The sequence below is a fragment of the Bradyrhizobium manausense genome (assembly GCF_018129685.1).
GTDB lineage: Bacteria > Pseudomonadota > Alphaproteobacteria > Rhizobiales > Xanthobacteraceae > Bradyrhizobium > Bradyrhizobium manausense_D.
Map to the genome: position 1 here is coordinate 1,301,306 of NZ_JAFCLG010000001.1, position 25,300 is coordinate 1,326,605.

Genomic DNA, 25,300 nt, shown 5'->3' on the forward strand with positions numbered 1-25,300 from the left:
CATTCAGGAAGACCATCATGTCCCGGCCGCGCATTCTCGTCATCAATCCGAACTCCAATCCCGCGGTCACGCGAGGGCTGGAGGAAGCCTTGAAGCCGCTGGGTTTCGAGGGCGGACCCGAGTTGGTCTGCCAGTCGCTGGCCGAGGGGCCATTCGGCATTGAAAGCCAGGCCGATGTCGACGGCGTCGCAATGCCGCTGCGCAGGCTGGTCGAAGGCGACAACAGTTCGGCCGCTTTCGTCATCGCCTGCTACAGCGATCCCGGGCTCCAGGTCTGTCGCGAAGGCACCGACCGGCCGGTATTCGGCATTGCCGAGTGCGGCGTGCTGACGGCGCTGGCGCGCGCCGAAACGTTCGGTGTCATCGCGATCGCCCAGCGCTCGATTCCGCGTCACATGCGTTATCTCCGGCAGATGGGGCTGACCGAGCGCCTTGCCGGCGAGCGTCCGCTCAACATGAGCGTCGCGGAAACCGCATCCGGCGAAGGTACGCTGGCCAAGATGATCGAGGTCGGCCGCGCCCTGCGCGACGACGACGGCGCCCGCGCCATCGTGATGGGCTGTGCAGGCATGGCGCGCCATCGCCGCCCGCTCGAAGACGCGCTCGGCATTCCCGTGATCGACCCGACACAGGCGGCCGTCACCATGGCGCTGGGTGCGGTGCAGTTTTCGGCCCACTAGGCGTCCTTCAGCTCTTGGGTGCGCGCCAGCCATTGCGCGTGGCTCTCGCGCGACAACGCAAAAATGTCCCGCTGCGTGGTATAGAGATTGCCGAACATGCGGCCGATAGGCCGATAGGCCTCGAGATCGACATACATGTTGGCCTCGTCGACGAGGCCGTCGCGGCCGTGAACCCGCAGCACTTCGCCGATCAGCAGCTCTCGATCCGGCGAGAAATTCAGCACGAGGCGGCGGCGGCATTCCAGCGCGAAGGGCGCTGCTGCGAGCCGCGGTACCTTGACGTCAACCGAGGGAACCGTCGCCAGCCCCGTTGCGGCAACTTCGCTGTCACCGGAGGGGAAATCGACTGCGCAGTCATTCATCGCTCCCGACAGCGCTTCGTCCACCATATGAACGACGAATTCGCCATCGCGATGGATATTGCGGGTCGTATCCTTCGGCGAATGATCCGGCTTGTGCTGCAGCCCAAGCACGATCAGCGCCGGGCTTTCGGAGAAGACGTTGAAGAAGCTGAACGGCGCGGCGTTGACTGCGCCGTTCTCGTCGAGCGTCGTCACCAGCGCGATCGGCCGCGGCACGATCACGCCGCACAGCAACTTGTAACGATCGCGCGGATCGAGCTCGCGCAGAGAGATCCCCTTGTCCGCCATCTCAGTCACTTCTCCGGCGGCGGCACTGCGCCGGTCTGGCTGGTGATCAGGCCGTAATGTTCGATACGGCGGTGCCGGGCGAAATCGAAGATCGTGGTCTTGCCGAACGTCGTGGCATCGAGGTCGCATGCGTGGACCAGAACCTCGTCGTCCTCGGTCCTGGCCTCGGCGACGATCTCGCCGTTGGGATCGACGATCAGGCTGCCGCCGAACAGCGGGTGCCCATCCTCGACGCCGGCCTTGGCGACCGCGACAACCCAGGTCGCATTCTGATAGGCGCCCGCCTGCACCGAGAGGCGGTTGTGGAACAGGCGCTTCTCGACACCCTCCTCGCTCTTTTCCGCATTCACGGACGGGGTATTGTAGCCGATCAGCACCATCTCGACGCCCTGCAGACCCATCACACGATAGGTCTCGGGCCAGCGACGGTCGTTGCAGATCGCCATGCCGATGATGCCGCCGAGCTCACGCCAGACGTTGAAGCCGAGATCGCCCGGCTCGAAATAGCGCTTCTCCAGATGCTGGTGCGAGCGCTTGGTGTCGTATTCGACATGGCCCGGCAGATGGACCTTGCGATATTTGCCGACGATCTTGCCGGACTTGTCGGTGAGAATGGCGGTGTTGAAGTGGTGGCCGTCGGGCGTCAGCTCCGCATAGCCGAAATTCATCGCGATTCCGTGCTGCGCGGCACGCGCGAACAGGGGCTGAGTTGCCGCGTTCGGCATCTCGCGCTCGAACCAGATGTCGGCCTCGGCTCGATCCTCAAAATACCAGCGCGGAAAGAACGTCGTCAGCGCCAGTTCGGGATAGACAATGAGGTCAGCCCCCTTCGCCTTGGCCTCGTCCATCAGCGCGATCATGCGCTTGACCACGGCCTCGCGGCTGTCTGCCTTCTGGATCGGGCCCATCTGGGCGGCGGCAACAGTGACGATACGCATCAGCGGGTTCCTGGCTTCTTGACGACTTTTTTTGGCGAGGCTGGCGATCGCAGCTTCAAGGGCGGGCCGGCGCTCGCAGCATAACGCAGCCTCGCGCCGTTTTTCCACCAAAGCAGCTTTCATGCCGTGCACGCGGCCCGTTCGGCGACCTGCAGCCTCCCAACGATAAACCCTCGGGCGCAGAGGTGAGGCTGCACGCCCGGACGGTGCGGCTCACCTCCGTCTCGACGGGCAACACTGCCCGCGAAGTGAGCACGCGATCGATCAGGGAGGGCAGAAACGTGCAGCGCACCACGCATTTCTCCACGCGAATCGGCGTTTACGCTGCGCTGCAATCAGACCAGCGACGCCGCGTGGCTAATTTGAAGGCGGCCAAGAGGCGGCGTGGGATCGCTGATGCCCATGAGCTATGCACAGTTGTCAGCTCAGCTCCCCACTTATGTCCGCCCACTTGCATGCGCGATAGCCTCGCCGGCCTCCGCCACGACCGGATCCGTGGCTCGCGACGACGCTCCCCTCTTTGCCGACGACGCATCGGTGAAATTCGAATTTCGGCAAAGAAGAATCGTGAGAGATGCGTGAAAAGCGACATCACAATGAGACAATTCGTCAACTCGTTGCGCCGGCGGAACTCTGGTGTTCGCTCTTGGTTGATGATTTAAGCACACGCCTTGCGCGCAATCGCGCCCTTCCCTCCCGGAGTTTCACTGATGACTTCAGCCGACCGGCCGGCGACGAGGCTCGCAACGCGCCTCTCGTTCCTGGTCGCCGGCTTCGGTCTTGCCTGCTGGGCGCCCTTGGTGCCGTTCGCGAAAGAGCGGCTCGGGGTCGATGACGCCGTCCTGGGCTTGCTGCTGCTCAGCCTCGGTATCGGCTCCGTCGTCGCGATGCTCGCAACCGGCGTCCTGACCGCTCGCTATGGCAGCAAGCCGATCATCATCGCAGGCGGAGTCGGGCTCGCGCTGGCGCTGCCGCTGCTGGCGCTGGCCGGCACGCCGGTGACATTGGCGATGGCGCTGCTGGCATTCGGCGCGGCGCTCGGCTCAATCGACGTCGCCATGAACATCCATGCGGTCGAGGTGGAGCGCGCGGCGCGAGAGCCGTTGATGTCGGGCTTTCACGCACTCTTCAGCATTGGGGGGTTTGCCGGATCCGCGGTGATGACGGCGCTATTGTCGTTTCGCCTTGGTCCACTCGCGTGCACATTGATCTGCTCGGCGCTGATGCTGATGGCGATGGCGCTCGCCTCGCCCCGCCTGCTGCGCAGGGCGCAGGCGCAGGAGGGACCCCTGTTCGTGCTGCCGCATGGCATCGTGCTGCTGCTGGCGCTGCTTGCGGCCATTACGTTCCTGATCGAAGGCGCGATGCTCGATTGGGGCGCACTGCTCGTCATCGGCGAGCGCCTCGTCAGCGAGGCGCAGGGCGGGATCGGCTACATCGTGTTCTCGATCGCGATGACCGCAGGTCGCCTTGGCGGCGACGCCGTCGTGGCGCGGATCGGTGATCGCGCGACGCTGGTCGGGGGAAGCCTGCTCGCGGTCGCGGGCCTTGCGGTGCTGCTGCTGGCGCCAACTGCAGACGTTGCCATCGCCGGCTTCCTGCTGATCGGTCTCGGCGCGTCGAACCTCGTGCCCGTGCTGTTCCGCGGTGCCGCCAGGCAGACCGCGATGCCCACGGGGCTCGCGGTGGCATCAATCACCACCGCCGGCTATGCCGGTGTTCTGGTCGGTCCCGCCGGGATCGGCTTTGTGGCCCACGCTGTCGGCCTGCCGACGGCATTCTGGATGCTCGCCATGCTGATGTGTCTCGTCACGCTGTCCGCCGGCGCCGTGACCAGAAAATAGAAGGGCGCGCGCGGCCACGCGGAAGCCATGCGCAAGCGTCGACACCGTGTCGCCCCGCTGCCCGTTAAACTAGGCTGGATTTGCCGCGGCTCAGCAACTCGCCTGCGCCCTTGTCGCCGACAATCCTGCCCTGCTCATAGACGACACGCCCCCGCGCGATGGTGGTGACGGGCCAGCCGGTGACTTCGAAGCCTTCCCAGGGCGTATAGTCGGAGCCGTGGTGGAGGTCGGCCTGCCGGATCGGTTTCTTCAACTTCGGGTCCCACAGCGCGATATCGGCGTCGAAGCCGACGCCGATCGAGCCCTTGCGCGGATAGAGGCCGTAGATCCGGGCATGGTTGGTGGCGGTCAGTTCGACGAACTTCTGCAAGCTGATGCGCCCCTTCGAGACGCCCTCGGAGAACAGGATCGGCAACCGCGTCTCGACGCCGGGAATGCCGTTCGGCACCCAGCGGAACGAGGTGCGCGCATTCGGCGTCAGCTTGCCCTTGGGATCGTCGTAGCGGAATGGACAATGGTCGGACGAGAACGTCTGGAACACGCCTGTCGTGATGCCTTCCCAGATTGCCTGCTGGCTTTCAACATCGCGCGGCGGCGGCGAACAGACGTACTTCGCGCCCGTGATGTCCATGTTCAGGCCCTTCATGTCGTCGGCCGTCAGTGTGATGTATTGAGGACAGGTCTCGGCATGAACAGGCAATCCGCGCTGCTGGGCCCACCTGATCTGCTCCATCGCCTCGCGGCCGGAGACGTGGACGATCATGATGGGAACGCCGACCACCTCGGCATGGCTGATGGCGCGGTGCGCCGCCTCGCGTTCGACCGCCTGCGGCCGCGACACGCCATGGTAGTAAGGCGCGATGTGGCCGTCGCGCTCGAGCTTGCTGGTGAGGAAGCGGATGGCGTCGTAGCCCTCGCAATGGACCATCACCAGCGCCTCCTCGCGGCGCGCCACGTCGAACACCTCGAGCAGCTGCTTGTCGCTGAGCACGAGGTCGTCATAGGTCATGAACACCTTGAACGAAGTGTAGCCGTCCTTCACCAGCGCCGGCAGTTCCTGCCCGAGCACGACTGCGGTGGGATCGGAGATGATGAGATGAAACGCGGCGTCGATGTAGCACTCACCTTCGGCGAGCTTGCGGTAGTTCTCGACGCAGGTGCGCAGCGAGGCGCCCTTCTCCTGGAGCGCGAAGGGCAGCACCATGGTGTTGCCGCCGGCTGCGGCCGCGCGCGTCGCCGAGGCGAAATCGTCGGCCATGACGACGTCAGGGCCGGATGCTTGCGAGATATGCACGTGACTGTCGATGCCGCCGGGCAATGCCAGCAGCCCCGTCGCGTCGATCTCGCGCGCCGCTCCTTCGAGATGATCGGCAATGCTGACGATGCGGCCGTCGCGAATGCCGATATCGGCGTGAAACTCGTCGCTGGCCGTCACGATGGTGCCGCCGCGAATGGAAAGATCGAGCTGCGTCACATGGGTCTCCACGATGTCCTGACGACCTATGTTTCAGAAATTCGGCCGACTTCGCAAGCCCTCGGTTTGGCTGTCCCGACCTGGCTCGATCGCACGGACCATCAGAAAGACAGGCGCAGGCGCCGCCAGCCGATCACGATGCCGGTGACGGAGAAGACCAGCCCGAGCGTGCAGAGCCCGACAACCAGACCATCGCGCCAATGCGGATGTGCCATCAGGACGGGGAAATCGAGCGTGTGCAGCGCGCTGTAGAACCAGCGATAGGCCCGACGGGACGCATCGAGCCTTTGCAGGATGCCACCGTCCGCGCTGTCGAGATCGAACCAGACGTCACCGCAGCGAGTGCGGTAGACGGGTGCACCGGCGATGACGGATCGCGCGGGATAGTCGTCGTTGTCGGCGAGTGCGAGCGGCATGCCGCAGCCGGAGGCGAGCTTCGCCATCAAGCTGCCGACCTCCTGCGCGGTTAGACCACCATGCCCTTCGCCATCTGGTCGGTGCAGATTCTGCTGGTCGAAACCCACCCGCTCACGTCGGTAGACATTGCCGTTGAAGGCAAACCATTCGACTTCCCGCGATGGCATCCGGTCGGCCAAAGGGGCCGTCCTCCAGTCCGGTACACGATGGGCGATCCCGGCTTCAGCCGGGGTCAGTTGCCCGCGCGAGAACAGCCGGCCGTGATCTATCGAGAGCCAGCCGCTGAAAATCCAGGTCAGCACGAAAACGGTCGAGACGAGGCCGCCGATGTGATGCAGGGCGTGCCAGCCGCGATAGGGAGAACCGATCAGCCCTCCTCGCCGCTTGATCCGCACAATCCCGAGCGCCGCTCCCAGCAGCGCGGCGATCGACGCCAGCAGCGACAGGCTCCAGACCACGCGATCCCACAGCGCCCAATGGCTCCTCAGGACTGTCGGATAGATCCAATGCAGGACGCTGCCGACCCAATTCCATCCTCGCTCGCTGCGGGTCGTGTCCAGCACGACCTCTCCGGTGCGCGACGAGACATAGACTTCCGTACCAGCGGCATCGCCAAGCGCCACGCGAAACAGAGGGCGATGGCGATCAAAGCCGTTCGGAACGCTCCATTGATCGTAATCGGCATGAGCAAGGATGGCGGTGCGTGCGGCATCGAGCCCGCGCCGATTGGCATAGGCCTGCGCAATGTCGCGCGCGGTGTCGGGTCGCTGCACCGATGCGTCGGCTCCATCCGAAGCATGGACGGCCCGCACCCCCGACGCTCCCGACACGACATAGACCGGCCCATCGCTGCGCTGGATCAGTCGCACGCGCGTGGCGTCCGCGAGCCCGCTCGCGGCTACAGCGTCGCCGACAGCCGTGACGGCCGCCCCACGGGCCAATGGCGCCAAGCCGGCAAACCGCTCCACTTCCGTCAGCGACGGAAACGAAACGAAGTGCATGACGATTCCGCTCGCGAACCACATCGCGAACAGGAGGCAGAACGCGATCCCGAGCCAGCGGTGCAGCAGGACGATCGCACCCATCATGTGATCAGCGCCCTACCATTTGAACGCAGCGGAGATTTCATAGGTCCGCGGCGCGCCGAGCAGGATCTGGTCGGGATAGAACGGGTCGCCCCAGATCGCATAGCGCTTGTCGGTGAAGTTGCGCACCCGGAACGTCAGGCGGGCTTGGTCAACGGCGTTAAACACCGTTTTGGGGACGTCGACGAAAGCGTAGAGATCGCCGACCGTATAGGCATTCATCTTCACCGTGTTGTCGTCGCTGTTGGTGCGGTCGCCGACATGGCGGCCGACGATGCCGAGTTCCACCGGCCACGACGTCGCGAAGCGCCATGACGCACCGGCATTGGCAACGATGCGCGGTACGTTCGGCGGCGTGTTGCCCGAGAACGAGCCGCCAACGAAGTCATAGTCGGCATAGCGTGCATCGACATAGGCGATGTTGCCCCAGAGCCGCAGCGGCTCGATCGGGCGGATCGCGCCGGCGAGCTCGACGCCCTTGGACTCCTGCCGCCCTGCGATATTGAGTGTCATGCCGCCGGCCGCTGCATAGACGTTCTTGCGCAGGATGTCGTAGGCCGAGAACGACCACTCGGCCCTGTTGTCCCACAGCACATGCTTGACGCCGGTTTCGTAGGTGCGTGCGGTCGTCAGATCCAGGTTCTGGGTCGGCGCCAGCAGGAAGATGTTATTCGCCGAGATATCGGCGCCGGTGGCGTACTGGCTGAAGAAGGTCAGGCCGGACACGGCCTCCCAAGTATAGCCGATGCGTCCCGTCACCGGCGCCCAGTCCTTCGTGAACGGGAAGTTCGCCCTCTCCAGACCGTTGACGTCGGTTGAATTGCGATCGAGGCCGATATGCTCGACCCGCAGACCACCAACCAGCGAAAACGTGCGCGTCAACTTTAACCGGTCCTCGAACGACAGCGCCTCGTTGTCGATACGTGCGGTCTGCTGCTGCGTCGTGAGCAAGCCATAGAAGCCGCGGTCGGGATTAACCAACGAGACGGAATCGCCCGGGAAATTCGCAGCGCCGGGCCTGACGAAGTCGAGGTAGCTCGACGACAGCGTCGTGACGAGGCGATTGTCGAAGCCTGCGATATCAGTATCCCAGGTGAGGTCCGTGATGTTGCCGACCAGGCGCTGGCTATGCGCGACATAGAAGCGGCTGCGATCGACCGTATTCGTGGTCGCATTGAACGCCTCGACCTCGTTGTTGAACCAGCTGCGCTCGGCGCCGTAAGCGTAGGCCTGGCTCTTCAATGTCAGATCAGGCGCGAGCTTCAGCTCGAAGCCGCCACGCAGCCAGACTTCCTGTGCGACGTTGCGGTTGTCGAGAACGTTGTAGTTGGTGTTGAAGGTGCGATCGTCGATCGTAACAGGTCCGAGATTGGTCCCGTTGAAGTTCGAGATATAGGTGCCCGAAACGATGCCCGCCGTGGCATGCGAACCGCTGAAGGCTACCGGCACCAGCGGCGCGCCCCAATAGGCTTTTGAGCGATCCTCGCGATATTCGATCGCGCCCCAGACCTTGAGGTTGTCGGAGACGCGATAGTTGAGCTGACCGGAGACATCGAGCGTTCTGGTGTTGGTATCGTCGGCAAAGCCGTTGAGCGAGGACCGGCTGACGTCGAAGCGATAATCCAGCCCCTGCACATTGGTGCTGCCGCCCGAGCCAACATGCGCGCGGAACGAGTTCAGGGAGTCATAAGAGAAGTCCGCCTCGTTCCGGACGGGCCCGGTCTGCGGCTGTTTGGTGACGAAATTGATCGCACCACCGGCGGCGCCCTCGCCCGAGATCAGCGAGGCCGGGCCTTTCAGGATTTCCACGGCTTCGAGATTGGCGGTGTCCATGACCCGCGAGGTCATGTTCTGCGGGCCGATCTTGATGCCGTTGTAGAGCGTGTTGATCTGGCTGTTGGTGAAGCCGCGCATCGAGAAGGCCGAGGGCTCGGCCGGGTTGTCGCCGGCGGTGACGCCGACCGCGCCCTGGGCGACGTCGGAGACGGTGCGGTAGCCTTGCTCGCGGATTGTCTCGGCGGAGATCACCTCGACGGTCGCGGGTGTCTCACGCACGGTCAGTCCGAGGCGGGAGGCGCTCTCGGCAACAGCGTTGCTGTTGAGCGGCGTCGGCACGGCTGCGTTCGGTACCGCCGGCTTTGGTGCGGCCGCCGCTGCCGCAGGCCTGCTTGCTGCTGCAGGTCGTGCGCTTGTCGCGTCCCGTTTGGCGGGCTTGCGGGATAGCGAGGGCGACACCTCCACTGCCGGCAGAGTCTCACGGGCCTGCTGCGCCGACGCGGGCGGCATATCGATGGCAGCAAAAGATGTGAGAGCGGCGGACGCCAGCAAAAAGCGGCGCGGTCGTACGATACGGATGAAGGACACGGTCCTGGACCTCGGTGTGACGTCAGTGGCACGTCACCGCGAACCAAAGGTCCCATCATCAGGCCCACAAGCCCTCCGACGAAGCCGAATGTCTGTACTCCCCGACCGACATCTTCGCGTGTGACCACGGCTGACGGCAGGTCTCCTGGCTCGCGGGTCGTCACCGCTTCGTCGCCTTCCCGGGACCGAGGACCCAGTGGCCTATGACGAAGGATTCGCCGCTTACAGTTGCGGGGGCAGCTACGGCATTGGGGAAAAATCCCCGCACCGCATTCCCTTTTCATCCCCTCTCGGGGAAACCGTCAAAGCCATCTAGGATTACGGCGAAGACAGAGTCAATGTGCCAGACGCGGCGACAAGCCAAAGTGGCCAACTTTCCCCGGGAGACCTGCATGGAAGGCGAGACCTTCCTCTGGCTGATACGGCATGCCCCCGTCGACGGCGTCGCCGGGACCATCCATGCGGATGATGCGCCCGCCGATCTCGGTGATCGCGCGCGGCTGGAGGCGCTGCGACAGCGCCTGCCGCGCGATGCAGCGAGCTATGCGAGCCCGGCGCGCCGCACGATCGAGACCGCGCGCGCACTCGGGCTGCAGCCAACGCTGGTGGCCGAATTCGGCGAGCAGGATTTTGGCGCGTGGACCGGCCGTCGGCATGACGAACTCGCGCGCAGCGGTGGCGAGGCCTATGCACAATTCTGGAGCGATCCCGCAGGAGGACGGCCGCCCGGCGGCGAAAGCTTTGAAGACCAGGTCGCGCGCGTCGGCCAAGGCCTTTCGCGGATCGGTCCCGGGCCCGCAACACTCATCGTCCATTCCGGCACCATCCGCGCCGCGCTCTGCATCGCGCTGGATCTGACACCGCGCGCCGCCTTGCGCTTCGTCATCGATCCGCTGTCACTGACGCGAATCGACCGGCTCGCGACGGGCTGGCGCGTCGTCTCGGTCAATCAGCGGATCAGCTAAAGCATGATCCGGAAAAGTGCGAAGCGGTTTTCCGGATCATGCGCAAACAACAATCTAAAGCGCGATGACGATTCATCCAAATCTCATCGCGCTTTAGGGCGATCCGGAACATTGGCCTGCGCGAACGTCGCCATGTCATTGTGGAGTGCGCATGCAGATCGCACGAGCGGCAGCGCGATCGCCGCGCCCGATCCTTCGCCGAGCCGCAGATCGAGGCTGATCAGGGGCTGCACGTTCAGCGCGCGCAGCACCAGCCGATGCCCCAGCTCCGCCGATTGATGCGACGGCAGCAGGAACGGCTGGCACGACGGATTGAGACGCACCGCCGCAAGCGCTGCGACCGAGACGATAAAACCGTCGATCAACACGGGAATGCGCGCCTGCGCGGCCGCGATGATCGCACCTGATATCGCCGCGATCTCGAGGCCGCCGACGGCGCACAGAATTTTTTCGGGCGAGGCGCCGGCCACACCATGGCGCGCGATTGCAGCCTCGATCACGCGCACCTTGTGGGCACGGCCCGCCGCATCGACGCCGGTGCCGTTGCCTGCGATCTCATCGGCGCTGATGCCGAGCAGGCTCGCGGCCATCGCCGCCGAGGTCGTGGTGTTGCCGATGCCCATCTCGCCGAAGATCAGGAGATCGGGCCGGCTGGCCCCGGCGCGCGCGACGGCGCGCTGACCGGCTCCAAAAGCGAAAGCCAGCTCCGCCGGCGTGAGCGCGGGCTCAATGCTGAAATCGCGGCTGCCATGGCGCGGCTTGTCGGTGACGATGTCAGGCATCGTCCCCTCGGCCCGCGTACCGGCATCGACCACCTCCAGGCTCGATCCAAGCTCGCGCGCCAGCACCGAGATGGCCGCGCCGCCCGCGGCAAAATTGGCCAACATCGCAATGGTCACGGCTTGCGGATAGGCCGACACGCCCTGCGCGACGATGCCGTGATCGCCAGCAAAGATGACGATCGGCACGCGCGCGGCGCGCGGGCGTTCGGTCGCCTGCAAGCCCGCAAGCTCGATCGCGAGCTGCTCGAGCCGGCCGAGCGCGCCGGTCGGTTTTGTCAATTGCGCCTGCCGCGCGATCGCTGCTTGGCGATGGGCGGCCGAGATCTCGGGGCACTTTCGAGTGATCCAATCGGGGAGCATGCTGCCTCGCTTATGGCCTGCGCTTGAGAATGTAACTGTCCATGATCCAGCCGTGCCGCTCGCGCGCATCCTGTCGCGCGGCAACGATGCGCGGGCCCATTTCGGCCAGCGCACCGGCCAGGATGATCTGGTCGGCCATGCCAAGATAGGCGCCCCACCAGATATGAAGCCCATGAGGATCGAGCGACTGGAACGCCGTGCCGCCGTCGAGCATCACGACGACGGTGTCGACACCCTGCGGCCAGCCGCCTTCGCGCAAGCGGCGCCCCGTCGTCACCAGAAACGGCTCGCCGATATCGTTGAGCGGCAGCGTATGGGCCGCGCACAGCGCCTGGATCGAGGTGATGCCGGGCACGACCTCGATTTCAGGTAGCGGATCGAGCCGCCGCGCAATGCGCAGCGAGGAATCGTAGAGCGAGGGATCGCCCCAGATCAGCAATGCGACCTTGCCGTCCCCGCCGAGATGATCGGCAATCGTCCGTGACCAGACGGCAGCGACCGCGTCGTGCCAATCGTCGACGCCCTTGCGATAGTCGGCTTGTGCCGCATCGCGCACGGGAAGATCGAACTCCACGATGTGCGTGCTGTTGTTGGTGAGCACATCGGCGCAGATGGTTCGCCTGAGATCGGCGAGATCGGTCTTTGCGGTGCCCTTGCGCGGGATCAGGACGAGATCGGCCGCGTTGATCGCGTCGATCGCGGCGCGCGTGAGCTGCCCGGGATCGCCGCAGCCAATGCCGATCAGGAACAGCGTCATCATGACGATGCTCCCTCCGCCAGCGCGCCGAACATGATGACGGCGGCCGTGGAGGCCGCGCCGCCGCGCGCGAATTGCTCGGCAAGCTCGGCAATGGTGGTGCGCACCAGCCGCTCGTCGGAGCGGCCGAGGGATTCGGCCAGCAGCGCAGGGGTGTCGGGCGAGAGCCCGTGCGCGATCAATTTCGCGACCAGCGCCGGAAACGTGCGCCGGCCCATGTAGACCACGGTCGTCGCATCCGGATCAGCCAACGCCGCCCAGTTCAAGTCCTGCGGCAGCTCGCCGGTGACATCGGCGCCGGTCACGAACTGCACGCGGCGCGACGTATGGCGGCGTGTCAGGGGAATGCCGGCCTGCGCGGCAGCCACGCAGGCCGAGGTAACGCCTGGAATGATCTCGTAGCCGATCCCGGCCTCGCGCAGCGTCTCGAGCTCTTCCTCGAGCCGGCCAAAAATGCCGGCATCGCCCGACTTCAGCCGCACGACGCGCGAACCCGTGGCGGCATAGTCGACCAGCAGGCGGTTGACGTGATGCTGCCTCGTCGACGGCCGCCCTGCCCGTTTGCCGACCGCGACGAGGTTGGCGCCGGGCCGTGCCAGATCGAGGATCGCGCCCGATGCGAGATCGTCATAGAGCACGACGTCAGCCTCGCGCAGCCGTGCAGCCCCCTTGAGCGTGAGCAGCTCAGGATCGCCGGGACCGGCGGAGACAAAGGCGACAAAACCGCTCACCGGTCCTCCGCGATCAGATGGAAGAACGTGCCGGTGACGTGTCCGCGCCGCGAGCCGGTCTCGGCAATGACCGCGCCCGTGGCATCGTGCACGACCGCCAGCGGCGTATCGGGTTGGACGACGATCGTCGAATAGTGAAATTCGTGGCCGCGCAGGCGCGCACCGGCCTGATGCCCCGGCATCGGCGCTGCAAGCGCAGCAAGACGATAGCCGAGATGCATGCGGCGCTTTGCAAAGCTCGTCTCCAGTCCGAGCAGGCCCGTCATCTCATGTCGAACGCCTTCGGCGTCGGTCAATGCGGAGCCCAGCACCATATACCCACCGCATTCGCCGTGCACGGGTCGCGTCTCGGCAAACGCCCGAAGGCCGGCGTGGAAACGCGCGTTGGCGGCGATCCTGCCGGCATGAAGCTCGGGATAGCCGCCCGGCAGCCAGCATACATCGGCGCTCGGATCTGGCGTTTCATCGGCGAGGGGCGAGAAAGGCGAGATCTCGGCGCCCGCCGCGCGCCAGGCTTCCAGCATATGCGGATAAACGAAGGAAAACGCAGCATCGCGCGCAAGCGCGATGCGCTGGCCGGGCGGCGTCACGTTGAGGCCATTGGCGGCGGGCTGCGGCGACCATGCGGCGGCCGATTGCAACACGGCATCGAGATCGACATGCTCGCTGACGAAGCGCGCGGCCTCGTCGATCAGCTTGCCGATTTCCGCCTGCTCCTCGGCCTGCACGAGGCCGAGATGCCGCTTCGGCAGGCTGATCTCGGCATGTCGCGGCAGCGCGCCGAACACGGCGATACCGGCATCATTCAGTGCGCGCCGCACGAGGTCCTCGTGGCGCGGGCTGGCGATACGGTTGAGCACCACGCCCGCAAGGCGCACGCCGGCGCGATAGTCGCGAAGACCGGCGGCAATCGCGGCCGCCGTCTGCGCCTGTCCGGCAGGATCGATCACGAGGACCACCGGCCAGCCAAGCATGTCCGCGATGTCGGCGGTGGCGCCGGTCCCGGAGACGCCGCGGGCAGCGACGCCATCGAACAGACCCATCGAGCCCTCGGCCAGCACAATATCGGCATCGCTTCTCCGGTTGACGAGATGCGCGATGGTGGCGCGATCCATCGCCCAGCTATCGACATTGACGGAGGCGCGGCCAGTCGCTGCGGCGTGGAAGGCCGGATCGATATAGTCGGGCCCGCTCTTGAAGCACTGCACGTTCAGCCCGCGATTGCGCCAGGCACGCGCAAGTGCCAGCGTCAGCGTGGTCTTGCCGACGCCCGATGCCGGCGCGGAGATGACGAGGCCCGCCGCCATCACGGCATCTCCGGAAAGCGAGGCTCGGCGCCGACCGGGCGATAACGGCGGTCGTAGTCGGCCGCATAGAGGCGGCTCTCGTCAAAATCCGCAGCGCCAAGCGTCTTGCCGACCAGGATCAGTGCGGTGCGCTCCATCTCGGCAACCAGGGCGGCGTCGAGTGTCGCCAGCGTGGCGCGCACGATGCGCTGGTCCGGCCAGCTGGCGCGCCAGACGATCGCGACGGGGCAATTTGCGCCGTAATGCGGCGTTAGCTCGGCAACGACCTTGTCGAGCAGATGGATCGACAGGTGGATCGCGAGGACCGCGCCCGTGGCCGCAAACGCAGCGAGCTTCTCGCCCTCCGGCATTGCGCTGGCGCGACCCGGCGTGCGCGTCAGCACGACAGATTGCGCGAGGCCCGGCAACGTCAGTTCGGCTTCGAGGGCTGCCGCGGCGGCGGAGAATGACGGCACGCCTGGTGTCACCGTGAAGGGAATGCCTGACATGCGCAGGCGCCTGATCTGCTCGCCCATCGCCGACCAGATCGACAGATCGCCGGAATGCAGCCGCGCGACGTCCTTGCCCTCGGCATGGGCGGCGGCGATCTCCGCGATGATCTCGTCGAGCGACAACGGCGCGGTGTTGATGATGCGCGCTCCGGCCGGGCAATGCGCCAGCACGCCCTCCGGCACCAGCGAGCCGGCATAAAGGCAGACCGGACTGGCCGCGATCAGATCGCGTCCACGCAGGGTCAAAAGATCGGCGGCGCCCGGCCCGGCGCCGATGAAGTGCACCGTCATGGGCCGTCTCCTTCGGCGATCGCCGCGGTCGCGGTGCGATCCCGCGAGACCGCGCGCGTCGCAATGAGCCGCGCACGAGGACCGGCCGCAGCCAGCGCCGCCGCCTCCGCGACCGATCCCGTGCCGAATTTTTCCGCAACGATCTGCGACTGCGTCGGTGTGTCGATCGTCGCAAGCACATCGGCGGGAACGGCCTTGATCGGCACACCGCATTCGCGGGCGAGCAGCCTCAATGCCTCCGCATCAGCCTTGTCGCTGACGGTTGCCACCGCCGCAAGGCCATCAGGGCCCCCGGCCGCCACGAGCGCCTCGCGCAGCGAGGCCAGCGTCACATCTTTTCTGAATCCGAGCCCGGCGACCTTCATCGGACCGCACTCCACTGCACCACCGGCCGCGCCGCCTCCCACGAGCGATAACGGCCCAGAGGAGCCGCATGTGCGATCTCGACCCGCATCAGCTCGCCGCCATGCCGCTGATGAAGTTCGCCAAGCAGCGCTTCCGTCTCCAGTGTCACGGAATGCGCGACGAGCCGTGTCCCCGGCACCAGTCGGGACCAGATGGCATCGAACATCGCGCGATCAAGACCACCGCCGATGAAGACGGCATCAGGTGCGTCCAGCGCGGCGAGCGCTTCGGGCGCGTGCCCTGCCACCACGGTGATTCGATGCGCCAGTCCGAACGCGCGGGCGTTGTTGCGGATATTTTCGGCGCGATCCTCGCGCGCTTCGATTGCCGTGGTCGTGCCGCCGCACAGCGCCCACTCGACCGAGATCGAGCCGGAGCCTGCGCCGACGTCCCACAGAAGCTCGCCGGGACGCGGTGCCAGCGCCGAGATCGCAAGCGCGCGCACCGGCCGCTTTGTGATCTGACCGTCATGGACGAACAGATCATCCGAAAGGCCCGAGCTGCGCGGGATGCCCCGTGTTCCCCGCGCCTCCAGCGCCACCGCGACCAGGTTTTCGGCGAGACCGCCGGCAAAGCCGTCGGCACGATGCTCCGAAACGCTTTCACGAGGCCCGCCGAGCGCGGCGAGCGTCCAGAATGCCGAGGCGCCCCATCCACGCGCGCTCAACCATTTTGCCAGATCGCCGGCGGCCTTGCCGTCACGCACGAGACAGATGATCCGCGCGCCCCGCAGGAGATGCGGCACGAGGCGCTCGAACGGCGCGGCGTGAAGCCCGAGGCAGATGGCGGACTCGAGGCGCCAGCCCAGCCGCGCGGCGGCAAGCGAAAACGTTGACGCCGCCGAATACGCGATCCACTCGTCCGCACCGAGTTTTTCGGCGAGGCCTGCGCCGGCGCCGTGCCAGAACGGATCGCCGGACGCGAGCACCACCGTCGGCCGGCCGCGGCAGCTCAGCACGACGTCTGCATCGAATGGCACCGGCCATGCGCGGCCGCGGCTTCCTACATCTGCCAACGCAAGATGACGCTCACCGCCGAACACGGTTTCCGCGCCGGCAAGCGCCTTTCGACTTGCTTCGGACAGCCCGGCAAGGCCATCTTCTCCGATACCGATGATGGTCAGCCAGGGATCAGCCAAGATGCGCGCCCTTATTCTGGGCGGAATTGCCGATGCGAGCTCGCTCGCCGCGGAAATCGCACGCGCTGGTCTTGATGCGGTCTATTCCTATGGCGGACGCACGCGGACCCCTGCCGATCAGCCGCTGCCGACCCGCATCGGCGGCTTCGGTGGCGTCGATGGGCTTGCCGATTACATCAGGCGCGAAGGCATCACGCATGTGATCGATGCGACGCATCCCTTTGCTGCCGAGATGAGCCGCAATGCCATTGAAGCGTGCGCGACAACCGGAACGCCGCTGATCGCGCTGGAACGCGCGCCCTGGGCCCGGGCGCCCGGCGATATCTGGATCGACGTCGGTGACGTCGGCGCTGCCGTCGCCGCGCTTCCCCAAGCGCCCGCACGCGTGTTCCTCGCCATCGGTCGCCAGCACATCGCGCCGTTCGCGACGCGACCACAGCACGCCTATACGTTGCGGTTCGTCGACCCGCCGGACTCTCCTCTGCCCTTCGTCGCCGAAGTGATCGTGTCGCGCGGGCCATACACACTTGACGGTGAGCTCGAGATGATGCGCAGGCGTGGCATCGCGTGGATTGTTGCCCGCAATTCCGGCGGCGATGGCGCGCGCGCCAAGATCGATGCGGCCCGCAGGCTCGGCCTGCCCGTGATCATGATCTCGCGCCCGAACTTGCCTGAGCGCCAACGCGTGGAGAGCGTCGCTGAAGTGATGCAGTGGCTCGGTCATCGGACCTGCCTCGGCGCATAGACCCAGCGGCCGACGCGGCGCGTCTGCGAATTGCCGACGATGACGAGCGTGCGCATGTCGGCCATCTCGGGTGTCGCCTCGTTCAGCGTGACGGTCTCGATCTTTTCGTAACTCGAGCTGACCGCGCGCGCGAAGATCACCAGACGGTCACCGCAGCCCGCCTCCTTCAGCACCGCAAGCGCGCGGCCAAACCCTTCCGGCCGGCTCGTCGAACGCGGATTATACATCGCAATCGAAAAGTCGGCTTCCGCGGCGAGCCGCAGCCGCTTCTCGATGACCGCCCACGGCTTCAAATTGTCCGAAAGATTGATCGCGCAGAAATCATGGCCGAGTGGCGCGCCCGCGCATGCGGCTGCTGCCAGCATCGCGGTGATGCCTGGCAGCACGCGGATCGGCAGGTCCCGATATTGCGGCGCCTGTTCCAGTGCCTCGAAGACCGCCGATGCCATCGCGAAGACACCGGGATCGCCGGAGGAGACCACGACGACCTGCCGGCCTTCCGCAGCGAGTCGTAGCGCCTCGCTGGCACGCTGCAACTCCTCGCGGTTATCCGACGGATGCAGCGTGAGACCGGCACGCGGGGGCACGCGCGCGACATAGGGTGTGTATCCCAGAATATCGGTTGCGGCAGCAAGCGCGGCGGAGACCTCCGGCGTCACCAGAGCATCACTGCCCGGGCCTAGACCCGCGATGGTCAGCGTGCCCGTCATTCGGCGGCGTCCGAAGACCGGCCCTTGCCGTGCACCAGCACGATCGCGAAGTACGGGCACTCGGTGGCGTCGATCCCGGCGAGCCGCACCACGCGCTCGCCCGGCATGGTGCCGCGTTCGACCAGCCAGGCATCATCCAGCCGATCGGCAGATGCGAGCGCGCGTCGCACTTTTGCGAGATTGCGCCCGGTCTTCATGATCACAAGCGCATCGGAATCGCGCATACGGCGTTCAAGTTCGGCCTCGGGAAGCGTGCCCATCAGCACCGTCGTCACGTCGTCGCCTAGCGCGATCGGCTGGCCCACGCCGTTCCAGCAGCCGACCATGCCGGGAATGCCGGCGATCACCTCGATCTCGACACGACCTTGCAGGCGCGTGTGCAGGTGCATGAAAGAGCCGTAAAAATAAGGATCGCCTTCGCACAGCACGACGACGTCGACCGCGCGCGCCAGCCGCGCCAGGCGCTCGGCCCATTCGTCGTAGAAGCCGGCCAGCAGCTCGACGTACTCCGCGCTGTCGAACGCGATCTCGGTCGTGACAGGATATTCCATGGGATATTCGGTCACGTCGACAGAAAGCATGCCTTCGACGATGCGCCGTGCCTGGCCGGGCCGGCCTTTCTTGCGGAAATAGGCGACGTGGCTCGCGCCACGCACGGTGCGGTCTGCGCGCACGCTCATCATGTCAGGGTTACCGGGGCCGAGACCGCAACAGATGATGCGTCCCATGGCTATTCGCTCCGGCTCGCCAGCGCGTTCACGGCGGCAACCGTGATCGCGGAGCCGCCAAGGCGGCCCTCGACCGTCAAGGCCGGCACGGGCGGATCGGCCATCAGCGCGGCCTTGGATTCGGCCGCACCGACGAAGCCGACGGGGCAGCCGATGATCGCCGCGGGGCGCGGGCAGTCGCGGTCCTCCAGCATGTTGAGCAAATGGAACAGCGCGGTCGGCGCATTGCCGATCGCGACGATGGCGCCATCGAGATACGGCCGCCACAGTTCCAGCGCGGCGGCCGAGCGCGTGTTGCGCATGGACTGTGCCAGCGCCGGAACGGTCTCGTCACCGAGCGTGCAGATCACCGCGTTGGCCGCAGGCAGCCTGGCGCGCGTAATTCCCTCCGACACCATGCGCGCGTCGCACAGGATCGGCGCGCCGTTCCGCAGGGCCGCGCGCGCGGTGGTCGCCATGTCTGGCGTGAAGCGGATATGCGCTTCCAGGCCGACCATGCCGGCAGCGTGGATCATCCGCACCACCACCTGTTCCTCATCCGCAGTGAAGCGCGCCAGATCAGCCTCGGCCCGGATGGTCGCAAAGGATTGCCGGTAGATCGCCGCACCATCGGTTTCGTAATGATGCGGCATCAGTGCCCTCCCATCAGGATGGAGGGATCGCGAACGATATCGTCGCGGTCGAGCCCGCGCAGGATGGGCTCGTCGCGCGTCGAGCCGCCGCGCACGAGATCGAAGCCGCCAGCGGTCGCAACCAGCGTGATTGCGGCCGCGCCGGAATGGGCGCAGCCCTTGGCGCAGCCGGAGACGTGCAGCCGCTCGGCCCCGCCGATGTTCGGCGCAAGCGCTGCCGCCAGCCCGCGCGTGTCGGCATGGGCCTCCCGGCAACGCGGCGCGCCGCTGCAGGCGATGACGCGCAGCGCCGGATCATGGGCCTGCGTGATCAGGCCGGACGCAGCCGGCATCGTCCGCTTGCCTTCGCTCAGAACCATCCGCCACGGCGTCATGCGTAGCGCATGCCCGCAATCGGCGAGCTGATTGAGCGTCGTATGTGGCATCTGCCCGAAAGCGACGCCGACCAGGGCGCCTTGCGGATAAAGGCCGGGTCGCGCTGCCGCCATGATGGGGGCCGGCTCGGCCTCGCCGGCCAAGGCCTCTGACAATTTGGCGCCAGCCGCCAGATGCGTTGCCATGCGCCCTTGCCCGCCGGACGCGACGAACCAGCTTGCAAACGCGAGCGCGGTGTTCACCGCCTCTCCGCGCGCGACGCTGCGGCCGAGCCTGGCGCCATCCGCGCGCACCACAAAACCGCCGGCGGCATCGCGTTCGATCCGCACATCGGCGGAACTGCCCGCGAGCACGCGCGACTTGCCGTCATCGACGGAGAAACCGAATTTTGTCGGGAGCTCGAGCTTAGAGTCCGCCAGCGCCTCTTCGAGCTCGGCGGCAAGCGCCTGGGTCTCGTCGCCATCGCGCCAGAACGGGGTGACCAGAATGTTGCGCCGGGATTCGATGTCGGTATCGGGGTCGAGCAAGTTCAGCTGCGCAAGACCATCGAGCAACGGCCGGTGGCTGGCCTCGCTGACGCCCCTGATCTGGAGGTTGGCGCGGCTGGTCACGTCGATCAGACCGTTGCCATGACGCTCGGCGAGATGCGCAAGGCCCGCGGCCTGCCCTGCATCGAGCCGGCCGCCGAACGGACGCACGCGGACCACGAGTCCGTCGCCCGATTGCATCGGCCTGAGCGCGCCGGGACACCAGCCCTTGACTGACGCCGCGCTCATGACGCCTCCTTCAACGCGGCCGCGATCGAATTGCGGCGCGTCCGCCAGAGCGAGGCGTCGTGCAGGCGTGTGAAGCAGGTCTCCATCGCAGCAAGCGCCGCCGGATTTTCGCGCGCCATGAACGCGCGGACGTCGGCATCACCGAGCGTCGCATCGTAATAGAGATCGAAGAGATGCGGCGGCACGGCGCCGGCAAGATGCGCGAAGGCGGCCATATGCTCGAGCGTCGCTGAGATCTCCGCGGCGCCGCGAAACCCGTGGCGCATCATGCCGGCGATCCAGCCCGGATTCGAGGCACGGGCGCGGACGACACGGGAGATTTCCTCGGTCAGCGTGCGCGCATGCGGCGCGTCGGGCCGCGTCGTGTCGAGGTGGTAGAGCGACGGCACGGCGGCACCCAGATGCGCAGCAGCTGCGGCAATGCCCGCTTCATGCGCCGCGTAGTCGGCGGCGAGCAGCAGATCGGTCTCCGGCAGATCCTGGGTGTGAACGAAGGCGTCGGCGGAGGCGAGCCGCTGCTCGATGCCCGAGCGATCGGGCCTGATGTCGCCGCCGGCGGAAAACGCCCAGGACGATGCGGACAGCCAGGCCTCGCCGGCTGCATCGCGCGTCTCTGGAGTGAAGGCATCGGGGATCGCCGACAGTCCCACGCCGTATTGTCCGGGGCGCGGGGCGAACACGCGCGAGGCGCGGTGGCGGTAGGGATTGTCGTCGCCCTCCGCCTCGCGCGCTGAGAGCGCCTCCGCGGCGGCTTCGAACATTTGCGCAAGGCCGGCGAAGACATCGCGGAACAGACCCGACACCCGCAGCGTCACGTCGATGCGGGGACGTCCGAGCTCGGCCGGCGCGATGATGTCGTAGCCGGTGACGCGGCCGGAGCCGTGATCCCAGCGCGGCGCAAGGCCGGCGAGATGGAGCGCCATCGCGAACTCTTCGCCGGCGGTGCGCATCGTTGCCGAGCCCCAGAGATCGACCACGAGGCCTTTCGGCCAGTCGCCATGATCCTGCAAATGGCGGCGCAGCAGCTCTTCGGCGAGTTTAATTCCCTGCGCATGCGCCGACGGCGTCGGCACCGCGCGGGGATCGACGGCGAAGAGATTGCGGCCCGTCGGCAGCACGTCCTGGCGTCCGCGATAGGGCGAGCCGGACGGGCCCGGTGCAACGCGCCTTCCCGCGAGAGCAGCACGGAGCGCATCCCGCTCGGCATCGCCGCAGGCGCCGCGGCCGAACACATGCAGGCCGTCGCCGAACTGGCTCTCCTTGAGATCACAGACGAAGCGGTCAATGCGAGGAATCGCTTCGGCCGGCGCGGCCGCGGAATCGAGGCCGAGATCCTCTTCAAGGCCCGCTGCGCGCGCCTCGTCGCGGATCGCGGCGATCAGGCGTTGACGACGGGCGGGGTCGAGACCGTCTGCGGTCGAATATTCGTCGAGCAGGCGTTCGAGCCGGCGCAACCCTTCCGGCACTGCGGATTGTTCGAGCGGCGGCGGCAGGTGGCCGATGGTCACGGCGCCAATTCGCCGCTTGGCCTGCGCGGCCTCGCCGGGATCGTTGACGATGAAGGGATAGATGACCGGCAGATCGCCGATCAGCGCTTCCGGCCAGCAGCCGGACGACAGCGCCACGGATTTGCCCGGCAACCATTCCAGCGTGCCATGCGCGCCCATGTGCACGACGGCATCGATCCCCTGCTCGCGAAGCCAGAGATGGAACGCCACATAAGCGTGACGCGGCGTGCGGGCGAGATCGTGATAGTCGCCCTCGCGCGCGGCCGCATCGCCACGCTCCGGTTGGACCGCGATGAGCGACTGGCCGCAGGCAAGCGCGGCGAAGTGGAAGGCGCCATCGCGGCAGCTCGGATCACTCTCCGGCATCCCCCAGGCCTGCGCCAGATCGTCCTGCAGGATCTGCGGCAGGCGCGCGAGCACCGCGCGATAATCGGCGACGCTCCAGGTCAGATGCCGCTTGAGCAGCGTCTCGCCGAGCGCTTTGACTGGCGCAACATCGAAGCCGGCCTCGGCGAGATCGGACGCAAACGCTTCGACCGAAGCCAGCGCGTCAAGGCCAACCGCATGCGCGATCTGATGCGGACGGCCGGGATAGTTCGAGAGCACGATGGCCAGCCGCTTCTCGGCGGTCGGCTTTTCCGCAAGACGGTGCCAGGCCGCAACGCGCGCGGCGACAGCCGTGACGCGCTCCGCATCCGGCCTGTGCGCCAGATGTGAAATTTGCAGATCGGGATCTCTTTCAGCAGCCGATTTGAAACTCACCACGCCCGCGAACAGGCGGCCGTCGACCTCGGGCAGCACCACATGCATCGCCAGATCGGCGGGCGACAGGCCCCGCAGCGATTCGGCCCAGTCCTCACGGCGCGCCGAAGAGAGCGCGACCTGGAAGACGGGACATGATGCAACATCGAACGGCGTCGTGCCGTCATCGCCCGCGGCCGAGAATGCCGTCGCATTGACGATCGCCGCCGGAGGATTTTGTGCAAGATGCGTGCGCAGCCAATCCGCGACGCCTGGGGCCTTGAGCGACGTGACGAACATGCCACAGGCGTCGAAACCCTTCGCGCGCAGCGCCGCGATCAACGCATCAACCGGGCCGGTGTCCGCAGCCGTGAGATAGGAGCGATAGAACGTCACCAGCGCAAGCGGCTTCCCCTCGCGCAGCATCGGCGCCGCGATCACGCCGCGTGCGGGGTCGTAAACGCCCATTTCGGGCACGGTCATCTCGCCAACAACAGGCCCTGCATAGAGGCCAGAGGCCAGCGCAAGCTGCGCGATTGCCGCTTGCGCCGCAACCGGCCCGCCGGTGTCGCAGAGAACTTTCAGCCGGCGCAACGTCGAGACCGGCAAGGTGGAATATGCATCCAGCTGCGCATCGTCACGACCATCGGCCGGCAGCACGGCCAGCACGATGCCACGATCCTTGGCGAGCTGTTGGACCGCCGCGAGGCCATAGGGCCAATAGGACTCGCCTCCGATCAGTCGCAGCAGAATGCCGCGCGCCTGCGACAGCGTGCGCTCGACATAGGTGTCGACCGACAGCGGATGACGCAATTCCGCGAGATTGGCGAGCCGCAGCGATGGCAGGCTGCCCTGTCCGCGCCGCCAGCCCGCGGCAAATGCGGCAAGATCCGAATCCGAATACGAGAGCACCACGAGATCGGCCGGGTCCTGGCCGATGTCCCTTGGCGTCGCGGTCTCCTCCAGACCGCGGCTCTCGCGGAAGACGACGTGCATCAGACTCCCAATCCCGCTCTTATCGCGGTCTCATTGATATCGCCGTGCTCGCCGATCACGACGAGCCTGGACTGCCTGTCGCCCGCGCCCCAGGGCTTGTCGAACTGGTGGCGCACGCGCTCACCGACCGCCTGCAGCAACAGCCGCATCGGCTTGCCCGCCACCGCGACATAGCCCTTGACGCGCAGAACATTCTGTTCGCGCGACAGACGCTGCACCGACGCCACCAGTGCGGCGACGTCGTTGACTTCAGGGAGATCAATCACGACGGAGGCGAAATCATCATGCTCGTGATCCTCTTCGCCATCGTGATGCGAGGGACGCGCGGCCAGATCGTTCTCCGCAGCCGCGCCGAGACCGAGAATGAGGCGCGGATCGATCGCGCCATCCGTGACCGGCAGCATCGGCACGCGGCGCGGCATCTCCGCGGTAATCACGGCCTTGGCGGCCTCAATGCCCGCAGCGCCGGCGAGATCGGCCTTGGTCAGCAGCACGATGTCCGCGCAGGCGATCTGGTCCTCGAAGACTTCCGATAACGGCGTCTCGTGATCGAGATTTTCGTCGGCCGCGCGCTGCGCGTCGACGGCAGCAGGGTCCGGCGCGAAGCGTCCGGCCGCGACAGCCTCGGCATCGGCAAGCGCGATCACGCCATCGACCGTGATGCGCGAGCGGATCTCGGGCCAATCGAACGCCTTGAGCAATGGCTTCGGCAGCGCCAGGCCGGAGGTCTCGATCAGGATGTGATCGGGCTTGACCGGACGGGCGAGCAGCTTCTCCATGGTCGGAATGAAATCGTCGGCAACGGTGCAGCAAATGCAGCCATTGGCGAGTTCGACGATGTTCTCTTCGGGACAGTTCTCGTCGGCGCAGGACTTCAGGATCTTGCCGTCGACACCTTCGCTGCCAAACTCGTTGACGAGCACCGCAAGCCTCTTGCCGTTGGGATTGGCGAGCAGATGCTTGATCAGCGTCGTCTTGCCGGAGCCGAGAAAACCGGTAACCACCGTGACCGGGACTTTTGCGAGCGAGTTCATTCGGCGGCCTCCGGCAACACGGCAATGGGGGGAATGCGCGCAAGCGATTGCTTGCGGAAGATTTCCGGCCGGCTGCGCCAGGGCACGAGGCCGTCGGGCGCAGCGGCATAGGCGGCGGCTCCCGCGACCACGTCCTGCGCATTGGCATCCGAGAGGCGACCATAAACATAGGACCAGCGGCCAGGCGCGCTGAGCGCGACCGAGCAGCCCTGACTGCATGCAGAGAGGCATTCGACCGGAACCACGGTGACGCCGTCGGGCACGCCGGCCTCGAGGATCGCGCCATGCAGGCGCTTGCCGGGCGTAACCTCGCCCTCGCCCGGCGTCTGGCCGGCGCGGCAGGTGATGCAGACATGCAGTGTGACGGTCATCGCCT

General features: G+C 66.4%; 23 protein-coding genes and 1 riboswitch. Of the genes, 4 read left to right on the forward strand and 19 right to left on the reverse strand.

Annotation, left to right across the window (positions count from 1 at the left end; translation table 11 throughout):
• Positions 1 to 17: 17 nt before the first annotated feature.
• A complete protein-coding gene (locus tag JQ621_RS06425; RefSeq protein ID WP_212233535.1) occupies positions 18 to 680 on the forward strand; it encodes an aspartate/glutamate racemase family protein in 663 nt (220 codons plus the stop codon).
• On the opposite strand, the gene JQ621_RS06430 is transcribed toward JQ621_RS06425, so the two are convergent.
• Together JQ621_RS06430 and JQ621_RS06435 are read right to left on the reverse strand one after the other, a co-directional pair.
• On the reverse strand, positions 677 to 1,330 hold the full coding sequence (locus JQ621_RS06430; protein WP_212233536.1) for a flavin reductase family protein: 654 nt from the start codon (positions 1,328 to 1,330) through the stop codon (positions 677 to 679). The genes JQ621_RS06425 and JQ621_RS06430 overlap by 4 nt on opposite strands.
• A gap of 5 nt (positions 1,331 to 1,335) precedes the next feature.
• On the reverse strand, positions 1,336 to 2,268 hold the full coding sequence (locus tag JQ621_RS06435; RefSeq protein WP_212233537.1) for an N-carbamoyl-D-amino-acid hydrolase: 933 nt from the start codon (positions 2,266 to 2,268) through the stop codon (positions 1,336 to 1,338).
• A 710-nt stretch (positions 2,269 to 2,978) separates the two neighbouring features.
• Between JQ621_RS06435 and JQ621_RS06440 the strand changes: the two genes are divergently transcribed.
• A complete protein-coding gene (locus JQ621_RS06440; RefSeq protein ID WP_212233538.1) occupies positions 2,979 to 4,112 on the forward strand; it encodes an MFS transporter in 1,134 nt (377 codons plus the stop codon).
• Between the two features lie 64 nt (positions 4,113 to 4,176).
• Here the strand turns inward: JQ621_RS06440 and hydA are convergent, their stop codons facing one another.
• From hydA to JQ621_RS06455, 3 genes are all read right to left on the reverse strand, one after another.
• Positions 4,177 to 5,586, reverse strand: a complete 1,410-nt coding sequence (hydA, locus tag JQ621_RS06445) for a dihydropyrimidinase (protein ID WP_212233539.1) — start codon at positions 5,584 to 5,586, stop codon at positions 4,177 to 4,179.
• A gap of 101 nt (positions 5,587 to 5,687) precedes the next feature.
• The gene (locus tag JQ621_RS06450; protein ID WP_212233540.1) at positions 5,688 to 7,091 is read right to left on the reverse strand and encodes a PepSY domain-containing protein; all 1,404 of its coding nucleotides are present in this window, start codon (positions 7,089 to 7,091) and stop codon (positions 5,688 to 5,690) included.
• A gap of 12 nt (positions 7,092 to 7,103) precedes the next feature.
• A complete protein-coding gene (locus JQ621_RS06455; protein WP_212233541.1) occupies positions 7,104 to 9,452 on the reverse strand; it encodes a TonB-dependent receptor in 2,349 nt (782 codons plus the stop codon).
• A gap of 118 nt (positions 9,453 to 9,570) precedes the next feature.
• A riboswitch (cobalamin riboswitch) is annotated at positions 9,571 to 9,771 on the reverse strand.
• A gap of 73 nt (positions 9,772 to 9,844) precedes the next feature.
• Between JQ621_RS06455 and JQ621_RS06460 the strand changes: the two genes are divergently transcribed.
• Entirely contained in the window at positions 9,845 to 10,417 is a 573-nt protein-coding gene (locus tag JQ621_RS06460) for a histidine phosphatase family protein (RefSeq protein ID WP_212233542.1), read from the forward strand.
• 83 nt (positions 10,418 to 10,500) lie between these two features.
• Here the strand turns inward: JQ621_RS06460 and cobT are convergent, their stop codons facing one another.
• From cobT to cbiE, 7 genes are read right to left on the reverse strand one after another with little or no spacing between them, the layout of a single operon-like run.
• On the reverse strand, positions 10,501 to 11,559 hold the full coding sequence (gene cobT, locus JQ621_RS06465; protein WP_212233543.1) for a nicotinate-nucleotide--dimethylbenzimidazole phosphoribosyltransferase: 1,059 nt from the start codon (positions 11,557 to 11,559) through the stop codon (positions 10,501 to 10,503).
• A gap of 10 nt (positions 11,560 to 11,569) precedes the next feature.
• The gene (gene cobF, locus JQ621_RS06470) at positions 11,570 to 12,319 is read right to left on the reverse strand and encodes a precorrin-6A synthase (deacetylating) (RefSeq protein ID WP_212233544.1); all 750 of its coding nucleotides are present in this window, start codon (positions 12,317 to 12,319) and stop codon (positions 11,570 to 11,572) included.
• Positions 12,316 to 13,047, reverse strand: a complete 732-nt coding sequence (gene cobA / locus JQ621_RS06475; RefSeq protein ID WP_212233545.1) for a uroporphyrinogen-III C-methyltransferase — start codon at positions 13,045 to 13,047, stop codon at positions 12,316 to 12,318. Before cobA ends, cobF begins: the two co-directional genes overlap by 4 nt.
• Positions 13,044 to 14,354 carry a cobyrinate a,c-diamide synthase gene (locus JQ621_RS06480; protein WP_212233546.1) on the reverse strand — a complete coding sequence of 437 codons (1,311 nt, stop codon included), beginning with the start codon at positions 14,352 to 14,354 and terminating at the stop codon, positions 13,044 to 13,046. Before JQ621_RS06480 ends, cobA begins: the two co-directional genes overlap by 4 nt.
• Complete coding sequence (gene cobM / locus JQ621_RS06485) at positions 14,354 to 15,136, reverse strand: precorrin-4 C(11)-methyltransferase (protein ID WP_212233547.1); 783 nt, start codon at positions 15,134 to 15,136, stop codon at positions 14,354 to 14,356. Before cobM ends, JQ621_RS06480 begins: the two co-directional genes overlap by 1 nt.
• Entirely contained in the window at positions 15,133 to 15,501 is a 369-nt protein-coding gene (locus JQ621_RS06490) for a cobalamin biosynthesis protein (RefSeq protein ID WP_212233548.1), read from the reverse strand. Before JQ621_RS06490 ends, cobM begins: the two co-directional genes overlap by 4 nt.
• On the reverse strand, positions 15,498 to 16,679 hold the full coding sequence (gene cbiE, locus JQ621_RS06495) for a precorrin-6y C5,15-methyltransferase (decarboxylating) subunit CbiE (protein WP_212233549.1): 1,182 nt from the start codon (positions 16,677 to 16,679) through the stop codon (positions 15,498 to 15,500). Before cbiE ends, JQ621_RS06490 begins: the two co-directional genes overlap by 4 nt.
• Before the next feature lies 1 nt (position 16,680).
• Between cbiE and JQ621_RS06500 the strand changes: the two genes are divergently transcribed.
• Positions 16,681 to 17,424 carry a cobalt-precorrin-6A reductase gene (locus JQ621_RS06500; RefSeq protein WP_212233550.1) on the forward strand — a complete coding sequence of 248 codons (744 nt, stop codon included), beginning with the start codon at positions 16,681 to 16,683 and terminating at the stop codon, positions 17,422 to 17,424.
• Here JQ621_RS06500 and cobJ read toward each other — a convergent pair.
• The 7 genes from cobJ to JQ621_RS06535 are packed head-to-tail and all read right to left on the reverse strand — an operon-like array spanning position 17,400 to position 25,295.
• Positions 17,400 to 18,134: a precorrin-3B C(17)-methyltransferase gene (gene cobJ, locus JQ621_RS06505; RefSeq protein WP_212233551.1), complete on the reverse strand. Its 735-nt coding sequence runs from the start codon at positions 18,132 to 18,134 to the stop codon at positions 17,400 to 17,402. The two genes, JQ621_RS06500 and cobJ, sit on opposite strands and share 25 nt — an antisense overlap.
• Complete coding sequence (locus tag JQ621_RS06510; RefSeq protein ID WP_212233552.1) at positions 18,131 to 18,862, reverse strand: precorrin-2 C(20)-methyltransferase; 732 nt, start codon at positions 18,860 to 18,862, stop codon at positions 18,131 to 18,133. Before JQ621_RS06510 ends, cobJ begins: the two co-directional genes overlap by 4 nt.
• A gap of 2 nt (positions 18,863 to 18,864) precedes the next feature.
• Entirely contained in the window at positions 18,865 to 19,494 is a 630-nt protein-coding gene (locus JQ621_RS06515) for a precorrin-8X methylmutase (RefSeq protein ID WP_212233553.1), read from the reverse strand.
• Entirely contained in the window at positions 19,494 to 20,645 is a 1,152-nt protein-coding gene (gene cobG / locus JQ621_RS06520) for a precorrin-3B synthase (RefSeq protein ID WP_212233554.1), read from the reverse strand. The genes JQ621_RS06515 and cobG overlap by 1 nt, the downstream gene beginning before the upstream one ends.
• On the reverse strand, positions 20,642 to 23,890 hold the full coding sequence (gene cobN / locus JQ621_RS06525; RefSeq protein WP_212233555.1) for a cobaltochelatase subunit CobN: 3,249 nt from the start codon (positions 23,888 to 23,890) through the stop codon (positions 20,642 to 20,644). Before cobN ends, cobG begins: the two co-directional genes overlap by 4 nt.
• Complete coding sequence (cobW, locus tag JQ621_RS06530; protein WP_212233556.1) at positions 23,890 to 24,924, reverse strand: cobalamin biosynthesis protein CobW; 1,035 nt, start codon at positions 24,922 to 24,924, stop codon at positions 23,890 to 23,892. Before cobW ends, cobN begins: the two co-directional genes overlap by 1 nt.
• Positions 24,921 to 25,295, reverse strand: a complete 375-nt coding sequence (locus tag JQ621_RS06535; protein ID WP_212233557.1) for a DUF1636 family protein — start codon at positions 25,293 to 25,295, stop codon at positions 24,921 to 24,923. The genes cobW and JQ621_RS06535 overlap by 4 nt, the downstream gene beginning before the upstream one ends.
• Positions 25,296 to 25,300 lie beyond the last annotated feature (5 nt).